Consider the following 17,736-nt stretch of genomic DNA (forward strand, 5'->3'; position numbering starts at 1 on the left):
CCCTATTCGCGGCGGTAGACGCCTTCGGGCAGGTCCAGCGCGACCAGCAGGTCGTGGACCTGTCCCATGGTCAGGGTGATCTGCACCGTTTCATCGCTGCGGGGGTCGACCTGAGACAGGGTGATGCATTCCTCGAAGGCAGACACGATGACGTCCTCCGCCGGGGGACGGGTGTCGTCGCCTTCGTCGACCAGGGTGACGACTGTGGCGTCGAATTCGTGCTCGATGGAAAACATGTCGTGATCCTTTGACTGCTGCGCACGGCTGGTCCTGACATTCGCGCAGCCCGGCCTATAACCTGTTCTGACGGTAGAAAACGATGGGAAGGAAATCCATGCGTTCTGTGATCATGGCCGCAGTTTGCGGCCTGGCCCTGGCCGGGTGCCAGGTCGCCCCGGTAGAGACCGCGCCTGCGCCCACGCCGCGCAGCACATCGCCCGCCCCCGTCGGTGGGTCCGTCGCCGTTACGAATTTCCGCGCGGCCGTCGCGCGGGTGGAACCGGCGGCAGAAACGCTGTGCCGGTCGCGGACCCAGGGGATCAATTGCGATTTCCTGATCCAGGTCGACCCCGACCCGCGCAAACCCGCCAACGCCTTTCAGTCGCTGGACCGCAGCGGGCGGCCCGTCCTGACCTTTACCCAGGCCCTGATTGCGGACGCCCGCAATGTCGATGAGATCGCCTTTGTTCTGGGCCACGAAAGCGCCCACCACATCGAACAGCACATCGCCCGCCAACGCCAATCCGCCGTGGCCGGGGCCGTCGTCGGCGGGCTGATCGGGACGGTGATCGGGGCCGATGCCTCGACCGTGGATGCCATCAGCCGCACCGGGGCCACCATCGGCGCGCGGCGGTTTTCCAAGGATCATGAGTTGGAGGCCGACGCGCTGGGCACGATCATCACCGCGCGGGCCGGGTTCAACCCGGTGCGCGGGGCGGCCTTTTTCACGCGTATTCCCGACCCGGGCGACCGGTTCCTGGGCACGCATCCGCCCAACGCCGACCGTATCGCGACGGTGCAGCGGGTGGCCTCCGGTCTCTGACCGGATCGTGATTGGCGCGCGGTGGGGTGGACGGATAGGTCCGGGGACATGCGACTGATCCTGCTTTTGTTTCTCGCCCTCTCGGCCCTGACTGCGCCGCCCGCCGTTGCCTGCACCGGGGCCGAGGAATGCCCGCTGGGCGAGCGTGCCTATCACGTGCGTGAGCCCGACGGCTGGGACGGGCGCAGCCCGTTGCCGGTCATGCTGCATTTCCACGGCTGGGGCCGTCAGGGCGAAACCATCATGGGGCACCCGCGCATCGCAGGGGCCACGGTCCCGCGCGGGGTTTTGCTGGTGGCCCCGGATGGGCTGGGCCGGTCCTGGGATTTCCGCCGCGCAGGCAGCCGGGACACGCCCTTTGCGCGGGCCGTTCTGGCGGATGTCGCCCGCCGTTATCCGACCGCAGGCCAGCCGTTGATCGTTTCGGGCTACAGCTGGGGGGCGTTGATGGCCGCCCGTTTCGCCTGTGAGGGCGAGGCGGACATCGCCGCGCTTCTGCTGGTGTCCGGCGCGTTCCCGCCCTCCGTCTCCTGCGATGCCGCGCCGGTGCCCGCGCGTGTCAGTCACGTGCACGGGCTGACGGATGGCGTTCTGGATTTCCCCTATGGTCCGGGCGGCGAGGATACCCACGCCGTCGCCCTGTGGCGCGCCCGGATGGGGTGTGACGCCCCCGAGGCACGGCGCTTTGACTGGCAGGCGGTCAGCTGGCTGACCCATGATCGCCGCGAATGGGACTGCGCAGGCGGGCGCGTCACGATGGACATCCATCCGGCCAGCCACCTGATCCCGCGCGGTTGGTTCGCGCAGGTCCTGGACGAGGTCCTGGACGCCCGCTGACCGCTTGCGCCAGATCAAGGCGCGGCCCTTATCTGGTCGCTACCTTCCGGGGGCACAGTCTCAGGAGGATCCGATGACCCGACCACACCCGATGGGCGACGCACGCAAGCATCTCATGCTGCTGCGGACCATGGCGGCGCAGACCGGCGCGGATACCGTTCTGGCCTTTGACGAAGGTACGCTCGACGCCGATGGCTGGAACAGCGCGATCACCCGCTGCCGCAACTGCGACTGGGCCCAAGGCTGCCGCGACTGGCTGGCCGATGCCTCTGCGGAATATCCGCGCGAGGTCCCAAAGGCCTGTGCGAATTCAGACATGTTGCGCGGACTGCGGTTGCCGGGGTGACCGCTAGTCATCCGAGGGTGAATGATCGACTCCAAAAATCGAATGATCTGCATCCGCGCGCAGGGCCACAAAGTCGTCGAACGTCATCTCTTCTACAAACTGATCGGTGAGAATGAACATGATGGTTCCGGGACGTCGGCGGGACTCAAGATGGATCAGCTCAAACCGGAAACGTTCGGCGGCATCGCCTCTGACGTCGAAAAACCAGACGCATGACAAGGCTCCGTCCAGTGGCGCAGCCGTAGGAGCGTCGAAGTTCAGGTTCACCTGGAATTCAAACTGCTGCTGCTGATCCGTCAGTTGACGCGGCTGGTCGTCAGGCAGAAGGAATGTGACATAAACCGTGCTTTCCCCGCCCATGAAAGCACCGCGCGTGGGACGACAGCCGATGTGCCGGTTCGGTTGACCGCGCCCCGCTTCGTTCGAGGCAAATATGGAAAGCGTCCGGTAGGCGTAACTTCCTTGCTGCAGTTGTACGGAATAGCGGTCGCTGACAGGCCAGAAAGTAATTGCGAATGTCAGGATTGCGGCCAGGGCCGCAAGAGCGGCCAAGATCCCGCCCCCGGCTTTCGCAAGCGTCGTCACGGATGGAGTCCGATCAGACAATCCGCCCCCAGAGATCGTATTCCGATGCCTCGTCGACCTCCACCGTGACGATGTCCCCCGGGGCGAGCGTATCGAAGCCTTCGTCGATGAACAGGTTGCCGTCGATTTCCGGCGCGTCGGCCTTGGTGCGGCAGGTTGCGCCCTCGGCGTCGATCGCATCCACGATGACGTCCTGCCGCGTGCCGACCTTTGCGGCCAGCTTGGCGGCGGAAATGGCCTGCGCCTTTTCCATGAACCGCTCGAACCGCTCTGCCTTGACCTCCGCGGGGACATGATCGGGCAGGGTGTTGGACCGGGCTCCGGCGACGTTTTCATATTGAAACGCGCCGACACGATCCAGCTGCGCCTCGTCCAGCCAGTCGAGCAGCGTTTCGAACTCCGCCTCCGTCTCGCCCGGGTAGCCGACGATGAAGGTCGAGCGGAGCGCGATGTCCGGGCAGATGTCCCGCCATTCCGCAATGCGGTCCAGCGTCTTTTCGGCGGCAGCCGGGCGCGCCATGCGGCGCAACGTGTCCGGATGGGCGTGCTGAAACGGCACGTCCAGATAGGGCAGCACTAGACCCTCGGCCATGAGCGGGACGAGGTCACGCACAAAGGGGTAGGGGTAGACGTAGTGCAGCCGCACCCAGGCCCCGAGCGCCCCCAGCCCGCGCGACAGCTCGACGATTTCCTGGCCCGCAGCCTTGCTGCGATCCTTCCAGTCGGTGCCATAGGCAGAGGTATCCTGGCTGATCACCAGCAGTTCGCGCACCCCGGCCTCGACCAGTTTCTCGGCCTCGCGCAGCACCGCCTTCTGCGGGCGCGACACCAGCCGCCCGCGCATGTCGGGGATGATGCAGAACTTGCATTTGTGGTTACACCCCTCGGCGATCTTCAGATAGCTGAAGTGGCGCGGCGTCAGGCTGACGCCGGACGCGGGCAGCAGGTCGACGAAGGGATCGGGTGCGGGCGGCACCGCCTGATGGACGGCGTCCAGCACCTGTTCGTATTGATGCGGACCGGTGACGGCCAGAACCTTGGGGTGGGCACCGGTAATATACTCCGGCTCCGCGCCCAGGCAGCCGGTGACGATGACGCGGCCGTTTTCGCGCAGGGCCTCGCCGATGGCGTCCAGGCTTTCGGCCTTGGCTGAATCCAGGAACCCGCAGGTGTTGACGATGACGGCTTCGGCGCCGGCATAATCTGGGCTGATGGCATAGCCTTCGGCGCGCAACCGGGTCAGGATGCGTTCACTGTCGACCAGCGCCTTGGGACATCCGAGCGACACCATCCCGATCCGGGGCTGGCCCGGTCGGGCGTCGGTGGGCAGCACGGCGCGAGGGGCCAGATCGGGGCGGAGGTCGGGCGGGTTCTGGGACATGCCGCCCACATAGGCCGCACAGCCCCCACACGGAAGCCCTTGCAGCCCGCGCCCGCGCGATTCATCGTGGCGCGACGTTTACCCGGAGGTCCCGTATGAGGTGGCTCATTCGCATTTCCTTGACCTTGGTTGCCTTGGTCTTGGTGGCCGTGGTGGCCCTGCTGCTGGTCCCGACAGAGCGGATCGCCCAGTTGGCCGCCGACCGGTTCGAGGCGTCTACGGGGCGCGCCCTGACCATCGACGGTGGTCTGCGCGCGACGCTTTGGCCGCGCCTGGGTGTTCACGCCGAAGGGGTGGAAATCGCGAATGCCGCCTGGTCCGACGCGGGCCCGCTGTTGCGCGCCGACAGTCTGGAAATCGGGGTGACCGCGGCCGCCCTCTTGGGGGGCGCCCTGGAGGTCGAGACCCTGGAGGCCAGGGGCGCAAGGATCCTGCTGGAACGCCGCGCCGACGGCACCGGAAACTGGGAATTCGGCACGGCCCAGGGTGCGGCACGTGGCCCGGGCGGGGCAGGGGCGGCCCCGGCCCTGACCGTCGCGCGCGCCGTGCTGACCGGGGCGGAGGTCACCTATGTCGACCGCGCCGAAGGCACCCGGTGGGAGCTGCGCGCCCTGGACGTGTCGACGTCCATCGCGGATCTGTCGCAACCCGTGGAAGTGACCGCATCGGCCCTTTTGGGCGGCGTCGCCCTGAACGCTGACGTCACGGTCGAAAACCTGCTCGCGCTCAGCGAGGGTGAATTGACGGGCCTGACGGGCACCTTGTCGTCGGGGGCGACGACCGTTTCGCTGGACGGGCGCGCCGATCTGGATCCACTGTCCTTCGAAGGGCGCATCGACGCGCAAAGTACGGATCGCTTTGCCCTGCTGGCGGCGTTGGATATCCCGCAGCCGGATCTGCCTGCGGGTCTGGGTGCCGAACGGATCGCGCTTGCCTCCGGCCTGACACTGGCCCCTGCCGGTAGCCTGCATCTGCGCGGGATGGAGTTGTCGCTGGACGGAAACGTCCTGACCGGTGCCATGGATGTCGCGCCCGGCGCGGACCGGCCCCGCATCACCGCCACGCTCGCGGCCCCCGCGCTGGACCTGACCGGCCTGAGCCGCAAGGGACAGGGCGGTGAGACGGCGCTGGTGGCCGAAACCGGCTGGGGGCGAGAGGTGATCGACGTCTCCGGCCTGTTCGCGGCGGATGCGCAGGTCAGTTTTACCTCCGGCCCGATCACGCTGGGCGACGCGCGGCTGGACCAGGCTGGCATCGGTATCGTTCTGGACCAGGGTCGCGCGGTCGTCACCCTGCGCCCGGTCGTGGCCTATGGGGGTACGGTTACGGGGGACATCGTGATCAACGGGCGGGGCGGGCTGTCGTCGCGGGCGACGCTGGACCTGTCTGGCCTGCAGATGCAGCCTTTTCTGACGGAATTCGTGGACTTCGACCGGCTTGTCGGTCAGGCCGATCTGTCCGTGAACCTGCTGGGCGTCGGAAACACCACGCAGGCCCTGATGGACAGCCTGGATGGCGATCTGTCGTTCCGCCTGGGTCGGGGGGAAATCCTGGGGCTGGATGTCGGCGGCATGATCCGCAACCTGGACGCGAATTTCCGGGGCGAGGGGCAGAAAACGATCTTCGACGGGCTGTCGGGCCGTTTTGCGGTGACCGACGGCGTGGCGCGGGGGGATGACCTGTCGTTACAGGCCCCTTTGCTGGCCGCGACCGGCGCGGGGCAGGTCGATCTGGGGGCGCGGACGCTGGATTATCGCCTGCTGCCCACGCTGCGCCGCGACGCCGAAAGCGACGGCATCTCGGTCCCGATCCTGATCACCGGCCCCTGGTCCGATCCCCGCATTCGCCCGGATCTGGAATACCTCGCAAAGCAGCGGTTGGAGATCGAGCGCGCCGAGCTGGAGGCCCGCGCCCGTGCCGAGGCCGACGCCGCCCGCGCCCGCGCAGAGGAGGCGACGCGCCAAAAGCTTGCCGAAGAGCTGGAGGTCGCGCCCGAGGTTCTGACCGATCGAGGTGCCGTCGAGGACGCGATCAAGGAGCGGGTCGAGGAACAGTTGCTGGACCTGCTGCTCAACCGCTAGGCGACTGGAACTTCGGTCCGGCCCGCGCTATCTGCCGAAAGGTCCGGGATGACCCGGCGCAACCCACCGGAGAGCATCGCATGGGCGTCAGCCTCAAAGACACCGTCATCAAGCCGATTCACAGCGAAGGCCCGAAGTTCATCGGCATCTTCGCCATCGTTTCGCTGATCCTGTTCATGCTGTGGGAACCGCTGGGCGTGATCGGTCTGGGCCTGACGATCTGGTGCTATTACTTCTTTCGTGATCCGGTGCGGACGGTCCCGATGGGGCCGAACCTGGTCGTTTCTCCGGCTGACGGCCTTGTGTCGCTGATCGAGCCCGCGGTTCCCCCGGCGGAACTGGGTCTGGGCGATGCGCCCCTGATGCGGGTGTCGGTTTTCATGTCGGTGTTCAACTGCCACGTGAACCGCGCGCCGGTCGCGGGCGAGGTCACGGTCATCGGCTACCGGCCGGGCAAGTTTCTGTCGGCGGAACTCGACAAGGCGTCCGAAGAAAACGAGCGCAACGGCCTGGTCCTGACCATGGACGATGGCACCAAGATCGGCGTCGTGCAGATCGCGGGCCTGGTGGCGCGACGTATCCTGTGCGAGGTGACCGAGGGCGCACAGCTGGGCCGTGGTGACCGGTTCGGGATCATCCGCTTCGGCTCTCGCCTTGATGTGTACCTGCCCGAGGGCACCGCCCCCAAGGTGTCGGTCGGTCAGACCATGATCTCCGGCGAGACGGTGCTGGCGGTGCTGGACGATCCGACCCCCGCCATCGCGCGCGAGGTCTGACATGGGCCGCAGGGATCGCGACAAGCCGCTGCCGGTAGTCTTGCTGCTGCCGAACCTGGTCACGATCCTTGGCCTCTGCTTCGGCCTCACCTCGATCCGCTTTGCCTTTGAGGACCGGTTCGAACTGGCGGCAGGCCTTTTGATCCTGGCGGCGCTGGTCGACGGCATGGACGGGTTGCTGGCGCGGCGCCTGAACGCGGCCTCGCCGTTCGGGGCGGAACTCGACTCGCTGTCGGACTTCGTCTGCTTTGGTGTGGCCCCGGCGATGATGGTCTACCACTTCGGGCTGGAGGGCATGGGCGGCATGGGCTGGATCGCCGCCCTGACGTTTGCCATCTGCTGCTGCCTGCGGCTGGCGCGGTTCAACGTGGCCGCCAAAGATGAAACCAACGACAGCGGCTCCTTCACCGGGGTGCCTGCCCCGGCGGGGGCGATGCTGGGCCTGTTTCCGGTCACGCTGCATCTGGCTGAATTTGTCGACCTGCGCGACTATCAGTGGGTCATCGGGCTTTGGATGCTGGCGGTTGGCGGGCTGATGATCGCGCGGTTCCCGACGATATCGCTCAAGTCGATGAAGATCAGCCGCGACAATGCCGTCTATGTGCTGCTGGCGGCGGCCGTGGTCATCGGCCTGATGCTGACCCGGATCTGGGTATTCCACGTGGGCGCGACGTTGCTTTATCTGATGATACTGGTTTGGGGCCTGATCCAGCACCGCCGGGCCTGTGCCCAGGACTGACGCCGTCCCGGTCCTGTTTCGTCGGGGTTACGCGCCCTCCTTCCTATGGCCGCAAATACGGCGGTGGCAGGCCCCCCTGCGATGGTGCAGATTTCCTCTTCCATCCCCGGCAGATTTCCGTATCTTCCGGCTCATGACGCAGACCCTGATCCTGGACCTTCTTCTTATCCGCTCCTGAGCGTGCCATCCGGCGCGACCGCTCGGGAGAGGTGCAGCGCCGAAGAAGACACCCACCAGATCAGGACAGAGCCATGACTTCAGACAGCAACCGCGTCGTTATTTTCGACACCACCCTGCGTGACGGCGAACAATCGCCCGGCGCCACGATGACCCATGCCGAAAAGCTGGAGATCGCCTCCATGCTCGACGACATGGGCGTCGATATCATCGAGGCCGGGTTTCCCATCGCCTCGGAAGGCGATTTTGCCGCCGTTTCCGAAATCGCGAAGAACGCGCGAGGCGCCACGATCTGCGGATTGGCGCGGGCGAACTTCAAGGATATCGACCGCTGCTGGGAGGCGGTGAAGCATGCGAAATCCCCGCGTATCCACACCTTCATCGGCACCTCGCCGCTGCACCGCGCCATCCCGAACCTGACCCGTGACGAGATGGCCGACCGGATCCACGACACGGTCACCCATGCGCGCAACCTCTGCGACAATGTGCAGTGGTCGCCGATGGATGCGACCCGGACGGAGTGGGACTATCTGGCGCGCACGGTCGAGATCGCGATCAAGGCCGGGGCCACGACGATCAACATCCCCGACACCGTGGGCTACACCGCGCCCAACGAGAGCGCGGAGCTGATCCGGCGCCTGATCGCCGAGGTTCCCGGTGCCACCGATGTCATCTTTGCCACCCATTGTCACAACGATCTGGGCATGGCGACGGCGAACTCGCTCGCCGCGGTCGAGGGCGGCGCGCGGCAGATTGAATGCACCATCAACGGTCTGGGCGAACGCGCCGGCAATACCGCTCTGGAAGAGGTGGTGATGGCGCTCAAGGTGCGCCATGACATCATGCCTTTCACCACCGGCATCGACACCACGAAGCTGATGGCGATTTCGCGCCGGGTCAGTGCCGTGTCGGGCTTTGCGGTTCAGCCCAACAAGGCCATCGTCGGCAAGAACGCCTTCGCCCACGAGAGCGGGATTCACCAGGACGGCATGCTCAAGAACGCCGAGACCTTCGAGATCATGCGCCCCGAAGATGTCGGCCTGACCGAGACCTCGCTGGTCATGGGCAAGCATTCGGGCCGCGCGGCGCTGCGGTCCAAGCTGGCGGAACTGGGCTATGACGTGGAGGGCAATCAGCTCGCCGACGTCTTCGTGCGGTTCAAGGCCCTGGCGGACCGCAAGAAAGAGGTGTTCGACGACGACCTGATCGCGCTGATGCAGGATGAGGAACGGTCTGGCGAAGACCGCATCAAGGTCGGCACGCTGCGTGTTGTCTGCGGCACCGAAGGCCAAGCGGAAGCGGCGCTGACGCTGATGATCGACGGCGAGTCCGTGTCGTCGGACGCCGTCGGCGATGGTCCTGTGGACGCGGCCTTCAACGCCGTGAAGGACCTGGTCGCGCACCAGGCACGCCTGCAGCTTTATCAGGTGTCGGCAGTGACCGAGGGCACCGACGCCCAGGCCACCGTGACCGTGCGGATGGAAGAGGACGGGCGCATCGTATCGGGGCAATCCGCCGACACCGACACGGTCGTGGCCAGCGTGCGGGCCTATGTCAACGCGCTCAACCGGCTGCTGATGCGCCGCGAGAAGGCGGGCAAGGACGCGCGCGAAATCTCCTACAAGGACGTCAGCTAAGGGCGCAGACAGGGCGGCGTGAACCCCGCCCTACACCTTACGTTAACCACTGGTGGGGCAGGCTGAGGCATGCCCCGCTACACCCGCCCCCGACTCCCCGGTGCCACGATCTTTTTCACGGTTTGCCTGGCCGACCGGGAAAGCGACCTGCTGGTGCGTCATGTGGACGTGTTGCGCGCTGTCGTGCGGCGAACCAGGGCCGACCGGGGGTTTCACATCGACGCCTGGGTGACGCTGCCGGACCACTTCCATGCGGTGCTGACCCTGCGCGATGACGACGCGGATTATCCCAACCTCATCGGCGCGGTGAAGGCGCGGTTCTCGCGTGAACTGCGTAGGGCGGGGTTCACGCCGCCCTCCCCGTCGGGCCCCATGGCACAGCATCTGCGACCCGGGGAAACCGGCATCTGGCAGCGCCGCTTCTGGGATCGCCATGTTCGCGACGTCGGAGAGTTGAATCGCCTTGTTGCCTATTGCCACCGCAATCCGGTCAGGCACGGGTTGGTGGCCGATCCCTTTGACTGGCCCTATTCGTCGATCCATCGGGACATGCGCGCGACGCTGCGCAAAGGGGCCGCTTTGGCGGCGACCCGGGTGCCCAGGGCCGACCTGCCCCGGGGCCTGGTTTCGCGGTCACGCCGCGATCCCTTGGGTGAACCCGACCCGACCAACGGTCGCCCCGGCGAAAACTGGCCGAACCGCAGGCCCACGACCCTTCCCCCCGGGGCACCGCTCCGCTAAACCCCGACAAACCCCTCGGGCGCGCGCGTCACGAGGATCGGTATGGTTTGGGGAAGCGCATGTCTATTTTCGGAAGCCTGTTCAGCAAGGACATGGCCATCGACCTCGGCACGGCCAATACGCTGGTTTACGTCAAGGGCAAGGGGATCGTCCTGAACGAGCCCTCTGTCGTGGCCTACCACATGAAGAACGGTCGCAAAGAGGTTCTGGCCGTGGGCGAGGACGCCAAGCTGATGCTTGGCCGGACCCCTGGCAGCATCGAGGCCATCCGCCCGATGCGCGAAGGCGTCATCGCCGATTTCGACACCGCCGAAGAGATGATCAAGCATTTCATCCGCAAGGTGCACAAACGGTCGACCTTTACCAAACCGAAGATCATCGTCTGCGTCCCCCATGGGGCCACCCCCGTCGAGAAACGCGCGATCCGCCAATCTGTTCTGGGCGCGGGGGCGCGCAAGGCGGGTCTGATTGCCGAACCCATCGCCGCAGCGATCGGGGCGGGGATGCCGATCACGGACCCGACCGGATCCATGGTCGTCGACATTGGCGGCGGCACCACCGAAGTCGCGGTGATGAGCCTGGCCGACATCGTCTACGCCCGCTCGATCCGCGTGGGCGGCGACCGCATGGACGAGGCGCTGATCAGCTACCTGCGTCGTCACCAGAACCTCTTGGTGGGTGAAGCCACCGCAGAGCGCATCAAGAAAGAGATCGGCACCGCCCGCATGCCCGAAGACGGACGCGGCGAGGTCATGCGCATCCGGGGCCGGGATCTGTTGAACGGTGTCCCCAAGGAGACCGAGATCAGCCAGGCCCAGGTCGCCGAGGCCCTGGCCGAACCGGTGCAGCAGATCTGCGAAGGTGTGATGACCGCACTGGAATCGACGCCGCCGGATCTGGCCGCCGACATCGTCGACCGGGGTGTCATGCTGACCGGCGGCGGGGCCCTGCTGGGAGAGTTGGATCTGGCGCTGCGCGAGCAGACCGGACTGGCCATCAGCGTTGCCGACGAAAGCCTGAATTGCGTGGCTCTCGGCACCGGCAAGGCGTTGGAGTATGAGCGTCAGCTCAGCCACGTCATCGATTACGACAGCTGACGGACCCGCTGGACGCGGGGCCGCCATCGCATAGACTGAGACCCCATGGCGCGTAACCCGTCCTCCGAGGAGATTTATCAACGGCCGCTCCGGCGGCTGGTGATCGTGATCCTCTGCGTGCTGTTGTTCGCGCTGGCGTTGCTGTGGCGGATCGACAACCCCCGTGCGGAGCGTATTCGGGCGGGGCTGGTCGACCGGGTCGTGCCCAGTTTCGAATGGGCGCTGGCCCCGGTGACCTGGGCGGGACGGCTGATCGAGGATTTCGAAGGCTACGCCCGCGTCTATGAACAAAACCAGGAACTGCGGCGCGAGTTGCAGCAGATGAAATCCTGGCGCGAGGCCGCAATCCAGCTGGAGCAGGAGAACGCGCGCCTGCTGGATCTCAACAAGGTGCGGCTGTCGCCGGACCTGACTTATGTCACGGGTGTGGTGCTGACCGACAGCGGGTCGCCGTTCCGGCGGTCGGTTCTGTTGAACATCGGGGCGCAGGACGGGATTCAGGACGGTTGGGCGGCGATGGACGGGCTGGGCCTGGTCGGGCGCATCGCGGGTGTGGGACAGCGGACGGCGCGGGTGATCCTGCTGACCGATGGCAACAGCCGCATTCCGGTGACCATCCAGCCCTCGGGCAAGCGGGCGATCCTGGCGGGCGACACCACCGCCACCCCGGCATTGGAATTCGTCGAAAACCCCGAAGATGTGCGCCCCGGCGACCGGATCGTCACCTCGGGCGATGGCACGGTCTTCCCACCCGATCTGCTGGTGGGGCAGGTGGTGCGGTCTTCGGACGGGTTGCTGCGGGTGCGTTTGTCGGCAGACACCGCGCGGCTGGAATTCTTGCGCGTCCTGCGCACGCGCGCGGCCCCGACCATCGATACCACCGGCGGGTTGATCACGCCGCCTGCCGGGCCGGTCCAGGGGCCGCCCCCGCCAGAGGGGGGCTGACACATGGCGCAGCGCAACGTCTGGGGCTATCGCGCGGTGTTCGCGCTGCTGTCGTTTGTGATCCTGTTTTTCGCGCTGCTGCCGTTTGGCCGTTCGGACGGCGGGGTGCCGGGGCCGGACCTGATGCTGTGCCTGGCCTGTGCCTGGATCTTGCGACGCCCGGACTATGCGCCGATCTGGCTGTTGGTGCCGCTGGTGTTGCTGGACGATGCGCTGCTGATGCGGCCCTTGGGGGTCTGGACGATGGTCGTGATGTTGGCCACCGAATACCTGCGCCGGCGCGTCGATCATACCGAGGCGCAGACGTTTTCCTCGGAAATCCTGATTGTCTCGGGCCTGATCGCGGGAACGTTCGTGGCCAATCACCTGGTGATGTTGCTGCTTCTTGCTCAAACACCGCCGCTGATCGGTCAGGCCTTGCACGCGCTGGTCACGATTGTTTTTTACCCGCTGACGGCCATATTCTCACAATTGATCGGCGTGCGCAGGTTGGCTCCGGGTGAGCTGGACAGTCTGGGCACGCGCGCCTGACATCCGGCGGGCCTGCAAGCCGCCGCATGGGAGACGATGATGAAACGCAATCCACAGGAATTGTCCCTGTCGTCCAAACGGATCACCCGCCGCGCCCTGGTTCTGGGCGGGGCGCAGGTGGCGTTCGGGGGGCTGTTGGTGGCGCGGATGAATCATCTGCAGGTCGATCAGGCGGACAAGTTCCTGCTGCTGGCCGAAGAGAACCGCATCAAGGTCCGCCTGCTGGCACCGGCGCGGGGCAATATCTTCGACCGCAATGGCCTGATGCTGGCGGGCAACGAACAGATTTATCGCGTGTCGATGATCCGCGAAGACGCCGATGATGTCGATCAGGTCATCGCCAACCTGCGCGGCCTTGTCCGCCTGGACGAAGAAACGTTGCAGCGCGCGCTGCGCGAAATGGACCGGCGCCCGCACCAGGCCGTCACCCTGGCCGACCGTCTGACCTGGGAGGAGCTGTCGACCATCGCCGTCAACGTGCCTGCCCTACCGGGTGTCACCCCCGAAGTCGGGCTCAGCCGGGTCTATCCGCTGACCGCCGATTATGCCCATGTCATCGGCTACGTCGGTCGCGTGTCCGAACGGGACCTGGAGAACGAGGAAGACCAGGACCCGCTGTTGCAGACGCCGCAATTCCAGATCGGCAAGATCGGCGCGGAGCGGCGGCTGGAAAGCGTGCTGCGTGGCAAGGCCGGGTCGCGGCGGGTCGAACAGAATGCCGCGGGGCGCATCATGCGCGAGCTGGGGCGCACGCCGGGCGAATCCGGGCGCGATGTGCAGTTGACCATCGACGCGGGGCTACAGAACTTCACGCAGGCCCGACTGGGCACCGAAAGCGCCAGCGCCGTCGTCATGGATGTGCGCAACGGGGACGTGGTGGCCGCCGTGTCCTCGCCCAGCTTCGATCCGAACCTGTTCGTGTCCGGTATCTCGGTCCCGGATTACGCGGGGCTGCGCGACAACGATCACCGTCCGCTGCACAACAAGATCGTGCAGGGGCTTTATCCACCCGGCTCCACCTTCAAGATGGTGACCCTGCTGGCGGCGATGGAGGCGGGCCTCGTTTCCCCCGGAGAGACGGTCTATTGCCCCGGCCACGCCGATGTGTCGAACCGCCGGTTCCACTGCTGGAAACGGGGCGGTCACGGGGCGGTGGACGCGGCCAAGTCGCTGCGCGAAAGCTGCGACGTCTATTACTACGACATGGCACAGCGCGCGGGGATTGATCGCATTTCCGCCATGGCCCGAAAGCTGGGCCTTGGGGTTGCCCACGACCTGGAGATGACCTCCGTTTCGGATGGCCTGATCCCCACACGCGAATGGAAGCGGGATCGCCGCGGAGAGGATTGGGTCGTCGGCGACAGCCTGAACGTCTCGATCGGGCAGGGCTTCGTTCTTGCGTCGCCGATGCAATTGGCGGTGATGACGGCGCGGCTGGCCTCCGGGTTGGAGGTGTCGCCCCGCCTGGTGCGGTCGGTTGGCGGCGTGGCGCGTCCGTCTGGCGTCAAAGGTCCGCTGCAGATTCAGCGCAGCCTGCTCGATCGGGCACGGGACGGCATGTACGAGGTCGTCAATGCCCGTGGCGGCACCGCCGGTCGGTCCCGGTTCGATCTGGACGGGATCAAATGGGCGGGCAAGACCGGCACCAGCCAGGTCCGCAACATCACCGCCGCCGAACGGGCGCGTGGCGTGTTCCGCAACGAGGATCTGCCCTGGAACCGGCGCGACCATGCGCTGTTCGTCGGATATGCCCCCTACGATGATCCAAAATACGCCATTTCCGTCGTTGTGGAACATGGCGGTGGCGGATCGACGGCGGCCGCGCCGGTGGCACGCGACATCATGCTTTACGCCTTGCACGGGGGCGTCCCCCCGCTGGCGGCCTATCCCTCCAATCAGCGCAACCAGATGGAGGAGCTGCTGTCGAACCTGCCGCTTAGCGACCTGCCCGCGCGGCGCACGGATACCAGCCAGGCGTGAGCTATCTCGAATATAACGTCGCCCGCGTTCCGCAGGGCCTGCAAAAGGTGCTGGCGCTCAATTGGGCGCTGATCCTGCTGATCTGTGCCGTGGCCTCGATCGGATTCATCGTGCTCTATTCCGTCGCCGGGGGGGACTGGCGCTGGGCGGAGCCGCAGATCGAGCGGTTCATCCTGGGGCTGTCGGTGATGTTCGTGGCTGCGATGATTCCGATCTGGTTCTGGCGTAACGTCTCGGCGCTGGCCTATGCGGTGACGCTGGTCATGCTGGTGGCGGTCGAGGTGGTCGGCGTCACGGGCGGGGGCGCGCAGCGCTGGATCGACCTGGGGTTCATGCGTCTTCAACCGTCAGAGCTGATGAAAGTCGCGCTGGTGATGATGCTGGCGGCCTATTACGACTGGCTGCCGCCCAGTAAGGTCAGCCGCCCGCAATGGGTCATCGTGCCGGTGGTGATCATCATCGTGCCGGTGTTCCTGGTTCTCAAGCAGCCGGACCTCGGCACCTCCATCCTGTTGATCACCGGCGGGGGCGCGGTGATGTTCCTGGCGGGTGTGCACTGGGCGTATTTTGCCACTGTGGTCGCGGCGGGCGTTGGCCTTGTGACGGCTGTGCTGAAGTCGCGGGGCACCGACTGGCAGATCATCAAGGATTATCAGTACCGCCGCATCGATACCTTCCTCGACCCCGAAAGCGACCCCTTGGGGGCGGGCTATCACATCACCCAATCCAAGATCGCCCTGGGATCAGGGGGATGGACCGGCAAGGGGTTCATGCAGGGCACGCAGGCGCGCCTGAACTTTCTGCCGGAAAAGCACACCGATTTCATCTTCACCACACTGGCCGAAGAATGGGGCTTTATCGGCGGGCTCAGCCTGTTGCTGCTGTACCTGCTGATCATCGGATTCTGCATCACCTCGGCCCTGCGCAACAAGGACCGGTACTCGTCGCTTGTGATCCTGGGCGTTGCGGTCGCGTTCTTCCTGTTCTTTGCGGTCAACATGTCGATGGTGATGGGGCTGGCCCCGGTCGTGGGCGTGCCCTTGCCGCTGGTCAGCTACGGCGGCTCGGCGATGCTGGTGTTGATGCTGGCCTTCGGGATCGTACAGTCGGCCCACGTGCACCGGCCCCGCGCCGCCGGAGAGGGTCGCCTGCTGCGACGCTGACCGGTTTCTTGCGGCGGCAATCGCCCTAGGGCCTGCGAACCATCGCTGTGCGGGTATGAGCCTGTCGCCGTGGTTCTTGCGACTTATCTTCGGGGCAACGCAACGCGATCGAAAGGATCCCCTGATGTCCGACAAACACATCGCCGGCCTGCACCACGTCACTGCCATTTCCGGACCGCCGCAGGCCAACGTCGATTTCTTTACCAAGCTGCTGGATCAGCGCCTGGTGAAGAAGACCGTCAATTTCGATGATCCCGGCACCTATCATTTGTACTACGGCAACCAGACTGCTGACCCCGGTACGATCCTGACGTTCTTCCCCTTTGTGGGCGCGCGCCCCGGGCGGCCCGGTCCCGGCATGGCGTCGGCCTATGGCTATTCGGTCGGCGCGGAGGTTTTCGAGCATTGGACGACCGAGGTCCGCCAACGCGGGGCGCAGGTCTCCTCTCCCGAAGAGCGGTTCGGTCAGTCTGTTGTCACCGTCACCGACCCCGATGGCGCGGCGGTAGAGCTGATTGCAGAACCGGGCGACCACGCCCCGGTTGACGGCGGCTTTCATTCCACGACGCTCTGGCTGGACGATCTGGCCCCGACGCAGCGGTTGCTGGTCGACCACATGGGCTATGTCGAGGCGGGCCATGAGGCGACAGACGGGGTCGAGCGACTGCGCCTGCAGGCCCCCGGTGACGCGCGGGGCACCGTCGTCGATCTGTTCCGCCGTGAGGGGGCCGCGCCGGGCGTGTCCGGCACCGGCACCATCCACCACATCGCATTCCGCGCCCGCGACGATGCCGATCAACTGGATTGGCGGGACCGGATGCTGGCCGCAGGCATGCAAGTCACGCCGGTCATCGACAGGCAGTATTTCAACGCGATCTACTTTCGCGAACCGGGCGGCGTCCTGTTCGAGATCGCGACCGATCCGCCGGGGTTCACCCGCGACGAGCCGCTCGAAAGCCTGGGTGAGGCGCTGAAGCTGCCCGACAAGTATGAGCCGCTGCGCGACCGGATCGAGGCGGCGCTGCCCCGGATCGAACGTTGAAGGGGCTGGTGCTGATCCACGGGCGGGGCGGGTCGGGTCGCGACATGCGCGGCCTGCTCGCCCCGCTCGGGGCCGAGGGGCTGGCCATCGCCACGCCCGAGGCACCGGGCCACAGTTGGTGGCCCACGTCCTTTCTGGCCCCCACCGCACAGATGGAGGGCCCGCTGGCCGCCGGGCTTGCGGCGGTTGATGCCGCCATCGACGGGTTGGCGGTGCCCCGTACGGATATCGCCATCCTGGGGTTCAGTCAGGGGGCCTGCCTCGCGTTGGAATATGCCGCGCGGCGGGGGCAGGGGTTGGGCGCGGTTATCGGGCTGTCTGGCGGGCTGGTGGGCAACGGGGACGCGCCGGGGACGGTCTATGGGTTCGGGGAGAAGGTCTTTGACTACGACAGCGACCTGTCAGGGGTGCGGGCGCTGGTCACCTGTCACGAGGCGGATCCGCACATCCCCCTTGGGCGCGCTGCGCACAGTGCCAGGGTGCTGGGCGGGCTGGGTGCCACGGCGCAGTTCATTGCGCACCCGGGTCCGGGGCATCAGCCGATGCCCGACGGGATCGCGGCGGCGCGGGCGCTGTTGGCGTAGGGCGGGGTTCACGCCGCCGCCCGAAACGAAAAGGGCCGCCCCGAAGGGCGGC

18 protein-coding genes are annotated in these 17,736 nt (G+C 66.3%); 15 read left to right on the top strand and 3 right to left on the bottom strand.

Annotated features, from left to right (window positions below):
- Positions 1-2: 2 nt before the first annotated feature.
- On the bottom strand, positions 3-236 hold the full coding sequence (locus K3551_RS06345; protein ID WP_259918608.1) for a hypothetical protein: 234 nt from the start codon (positions 234-236) through the stop codon (positions 3-5).
- A gap of 98 nt (positions 237-334) precedes the next feature.
- Here K3551_RS06345 and K3551_RS06350 point away from each other — a divergent pair, with 98 nt between their 5' ends.
- The 3 genes from K3551_RS06350 to K3551_RS06360 all read left to right on the top strand — a co-directional run bounded on the left by K3551_RS06350 (position 335) and on the right by K3551_RS06360 (position 2,225).
- The gene (locus K3551_RS06350) at positions 335-1,042 is read left to right on the top strand and encodes a M48 family metallopeptidase (protein ID WP_259918609.1); all 708 of its coding nucleotides are present in this window, start codon (positions 335-337) and stop codon (positions 1,040-1,042) included.
- Positions 1,043-1,090: 48 nt separating this feature from the next.
- A complete protein-coding gene (locus K3551_RS06355; protein WP_259918611.1) occupies positions 1,091-1,879 on the top strand; it encodes a PHB depolymerase family esterase in 789 nt (262 codons plus the stop codon).
- A 73-nt stretch (positions 1,880-1,952) separates the two neighbouring features.
- Positions 1,953-2,225: a DUF6455 family protein gene (locus K3551_RS06360; RefSeq protein WP_259918613.1), complete on the top strand. Its 273-nt coding sequence runs from the start codon at positions 1,953-1,955 to the stop codon at positions 2,223-2,225.
- Between the two features lie 3 nt (positions 2,226-2,228).
- Here the strand turns inward: K3551_RS06360 and K3551_RS06365 are convergent, their stop codons facing one another.
- Positions 2,229-2,810, bottom strand: a complete 582-nt coding sequence (locus K3551_RS06365; RefSeq protein WP_259918615.1) for a hypothetical protein — start codon at positions 2,808-2,810, stop codon at positions 2,229-2,231.
- A 13-nt stretch (positions 2,811-2,823) separates the two neighbouring features.
- Positions 2,824-4,191: a 30S ribosomal protein S12 methylthiotransferase RimO gene (gene rimO / locus K3551_RS06370; RefSeq protein WP_259918617.1), complete on the bottom strand. Its 1,368-nt coding sequence runs from the start codon at positions 4,189-4,191 to the stop codon at positions 2,824-2,826.
- Between the two features lie 95 nt (positions 4,192-4,286).
- Here rimO and K3551_RS06375 point away from each other — a divergent pair, with 95 nt between their 5' ends.
- The 12 genes from K3551_RS06375 (at position 4,287) to K3551_RS06430 (ending at position 17,684) form a co-directional block, all read left to right on the top strand.
- The gene (locus K3551_RS06375) at positions 4,287-6,272 is read left to right on the top strand and encodes an AsmA family protein (RefSeq protein WP_259918619.1); all 1,986 of its coding nucleotides are present in this window, start codon (positions 4,287-4,289) and stop codon (positions 6,270-6,272) included.
- An 80-nt stretch (positions 6,273-6,352) separates the two neighbouring features.
- Positions 6,353-7,048 (top strand): phosphatidylserine decarboxylase, encoded by a 696-nt coding sequence (locus K3551_RS06380; protein WP_259918620.1) that lies wholly within the window; start codon positions 6,353-6,355, stop codon positions 7,046-7,048.
- A gap of 1 nt (position 7,049) precedes the next feature.
- Entirely contained in the window at positions 7,050-7,787 is a 738-nt protein-coding gene (pssA, locus tag K3551_RS06385) for a CDP-diacylglycerol--serine O-phosphatidyltransferase (protein WP_259918623.1), read from the top strand.
- Between the two features lie 251 nt (positions 7,788-8,038).
- A complete protein-coding gene (locus tag K3551_RS06390; protein ID WP_259918625.1) occupies positions 8,039-9,601 on the top strand; it encodes a 2-isopropylmalate synthase in 1,563 nt (520 codons plus the stop codon).
- Positions 9,602-9,670: 69 nt separating this feature from the next.
- Entirely contained in the window at positions 9,671-10,342 is a 672-nt protein-coding gene (locus K3551_RS06395) for an REP-associated tyrosine transposase (RefSeq protein WP_259918626.1), read from the top strand.
- Between the two features lie 59 nt (positions 10,343-10,401).
- The gene (locus tag K3551_RS06400; RefSeq protein WP_259918627.1) at positions 10,402-11,439 is read left to right on the top strand and encodes a rod shape-determining protein; all 1,038 of its coding nucleotides are present in this window, start codon (positions 10,402-10,404) and stop codon (positions 11,437-11,439) included.
- Positions 11,440-11,484: 45 nt separating this feature from the next.
- The gene (mreC, locus tag K3551_RS06405; protein ID WP_259918628.1) at positions 11,485-12,384 is read left to right on the top strand and encodes a rod shape-determining protein MreC; all 900 of its coding nucleotides are present in this window, start codon (positions 11,485-11,487) and stop codon (positions 12,382-12,384) included.
- A gap of 3 nt (positions 12,385-12,387) precedes the next feature.
- Positions 12,388-12,915 (top strand): rod shape-determining protein MreD, encoded by a 528-nt coding sequence (locus tag K3551_RS06410; protein ID WP_259918630.1) that lies wholly within the window; start codon positions 12,388-12,390, stop codon positions 12,913-12,915.
- Between the two features lie 39 nt (positions 12,916-12,954).
- Positions 12,955-14,895: a penicillin-binding protein 2 gene (mrdA, locus tag K3551_RS06415; RefSeq protein WP_259918632.1), complete on the top strand. Its 1,941-nt coding sequence runs from the start codon at positions 12,955-12,957 to the stop codon at positions 14,893-14,895.
- On the top strand, positions 14,892-16,058 hold the full coding sequence (gene rodA / locus K3551_RS06420; protein WP_259918634.1) for a rod shape-determining protein RodA: 1,167 nt from the start codon (positions 14,892-14,894) through the stop codon (positions 16,056-16,058). Before mrdA ends, rodA begins: the two co-directional genes overlap by 4 nt.
- A 124-nt stretch (positions 16,059-16,182) precedes the next feature.
- The gene (locus K3551_RS06425; RefSeq protein ID WP_259918636.1) at positions 16,183-17,100 is read left to right on the top strand and encodes a ring-cleaving dioxygenase; all 918 of its coding nucleotides are present in this window, start codon (positions 16,183-16,185) and stop codon (positions 17,098-17,100) included.
- Positions 17,097-17,684 (top strand): alpha/beta hydrolase, encoded by a 588-nt coding sequence (locus K3551_RS06430; RefSeq protein ID WP_259918637.1) that lies wholly within the window; start codon positions 17,097-17,099, stop codon positions 17,682-17,684. Before K3551_RS06425 ends, K3551_RS06430 begins: the two co-directional genes overlap by 4 nt.
- The last annotated feature ends 52 nt before the right edge of the window (positions 17,685-17,736 follow it).

It is taken from the genome of Jannaschia sp. M317 (assembly GCF_025141175.1).
Taxonomy (GTDB): Bacteria; Pseudomonadota; Alphaproteobacteria; order Rhodobacterales; family Rhodobacteraceae; genus Jannaschia.

Excerpts from the sequence above, each read along its gene's own strand:
- K3551_RS06345 (WP_259918608.1), bottom strand. The coding sequence starts at position 236 with ATGTTTTCCATCGAGCACGAATTCGACGCCACAGTCGTCACCCTGGTC.
- K3551_RS06350 (WP_259918609.1), top strand. The coding sequence starts at position 335 with ATGCGTTCTGTGATCATGGCCGCAGTTTGCGGCCTGGCCCTGGCCGGG.
- K3551_RS06355 (WP_259918611.1), top strand. The coding sequence starts at position 1,091 with ATGCGACTGATCCTGCTTTTGTTTCTCGCCCTCTCGGCCCTGACTGCG.
- K3551_RS06360 (WP_259918613.1), top strand. The coding sequence starts at position 1,953 with ATGACCCGACCACACCCGATGGGCGACGCACGCAAGCATCTCATGCTG.
- rimO (WP_259918617.1), bottom strand. The coding sequence starts at position 4,191 with ATGTCCCAGAACCCGCCCGACCTCCGCCCCGATCTGGCCCCTCGCGCC.
- K3551_RS06375 (WP_259918619.1), top strand. The coding sequence starts at position 4,287 with ATGAGGTGGCTCATTCGCATTTCCTTGACCTTGGTTGCCTTGGTCTTG.
- K3551_RS06380 (WP_259918620.1), top strand. The coding sequence starts at position 6,353 with ATGGGCGTCAGCCTCAAAGACACCGTCATCAAGCCGATTCACAGCGAA.
- pssA (WP_259918623.1), top strand. The coding sequence starts at position 7,050 with ATGGGCCGCAGGGATCGCGACAAGCCGCTGCCGGTAGTCTTGCTGCTG.
- K3551_RS06390 (WP_259918625.1), top strand. The coding sequence starts at position 8,039 with ATGACTTCAGACAGCAACCGCGTCGTTATTTTCGACACCACCCTGCGT.
- K3551_RS06395 (WP_259918626.1), top strand. The coding sequence starts at position 9,671 with ATGCCCCGCTACACCCGCCCCCGACTCCCCGGTGCCACGATCTTTTTC.
- K3551_RS06400 (WP_259918627.1), top strand. The coding sequence starts at position 10,402 with ATGTCTATTTTCGGAAGCCTGTTCAGCAAGGACATGGCCATCGACCTC.
- mreC (WP_259918628.1), top strand. The coding sequence starts at position 11,485 with ATGGCGCGTAACCCGTCCTCCGAGGAGATTTATCAACGGCCGCTCCGG.
- K3551_RS06410 (WP_259918630.1), top strand. The coding sequence starts at position 12,388 with ATGGCGCAGCGCAACGTCTGGGGCTATCGCGCGGTGTTCGCGCTGCTG.
- mrdA (WP_259918632.1), top strand. The coding sequence starts at position 12,955 with ATGAAACGCAATCCACAGGAATTGTCCCTGTCGTCCAAACGGATCACC.
- K3551_RS06425 (WP_259918636.1), top strand. The coding sequence starts at position 16,183 with ATGTCCGACAAACACATCGCCGGCCTGCACCACGTCACTGCCATTTCC.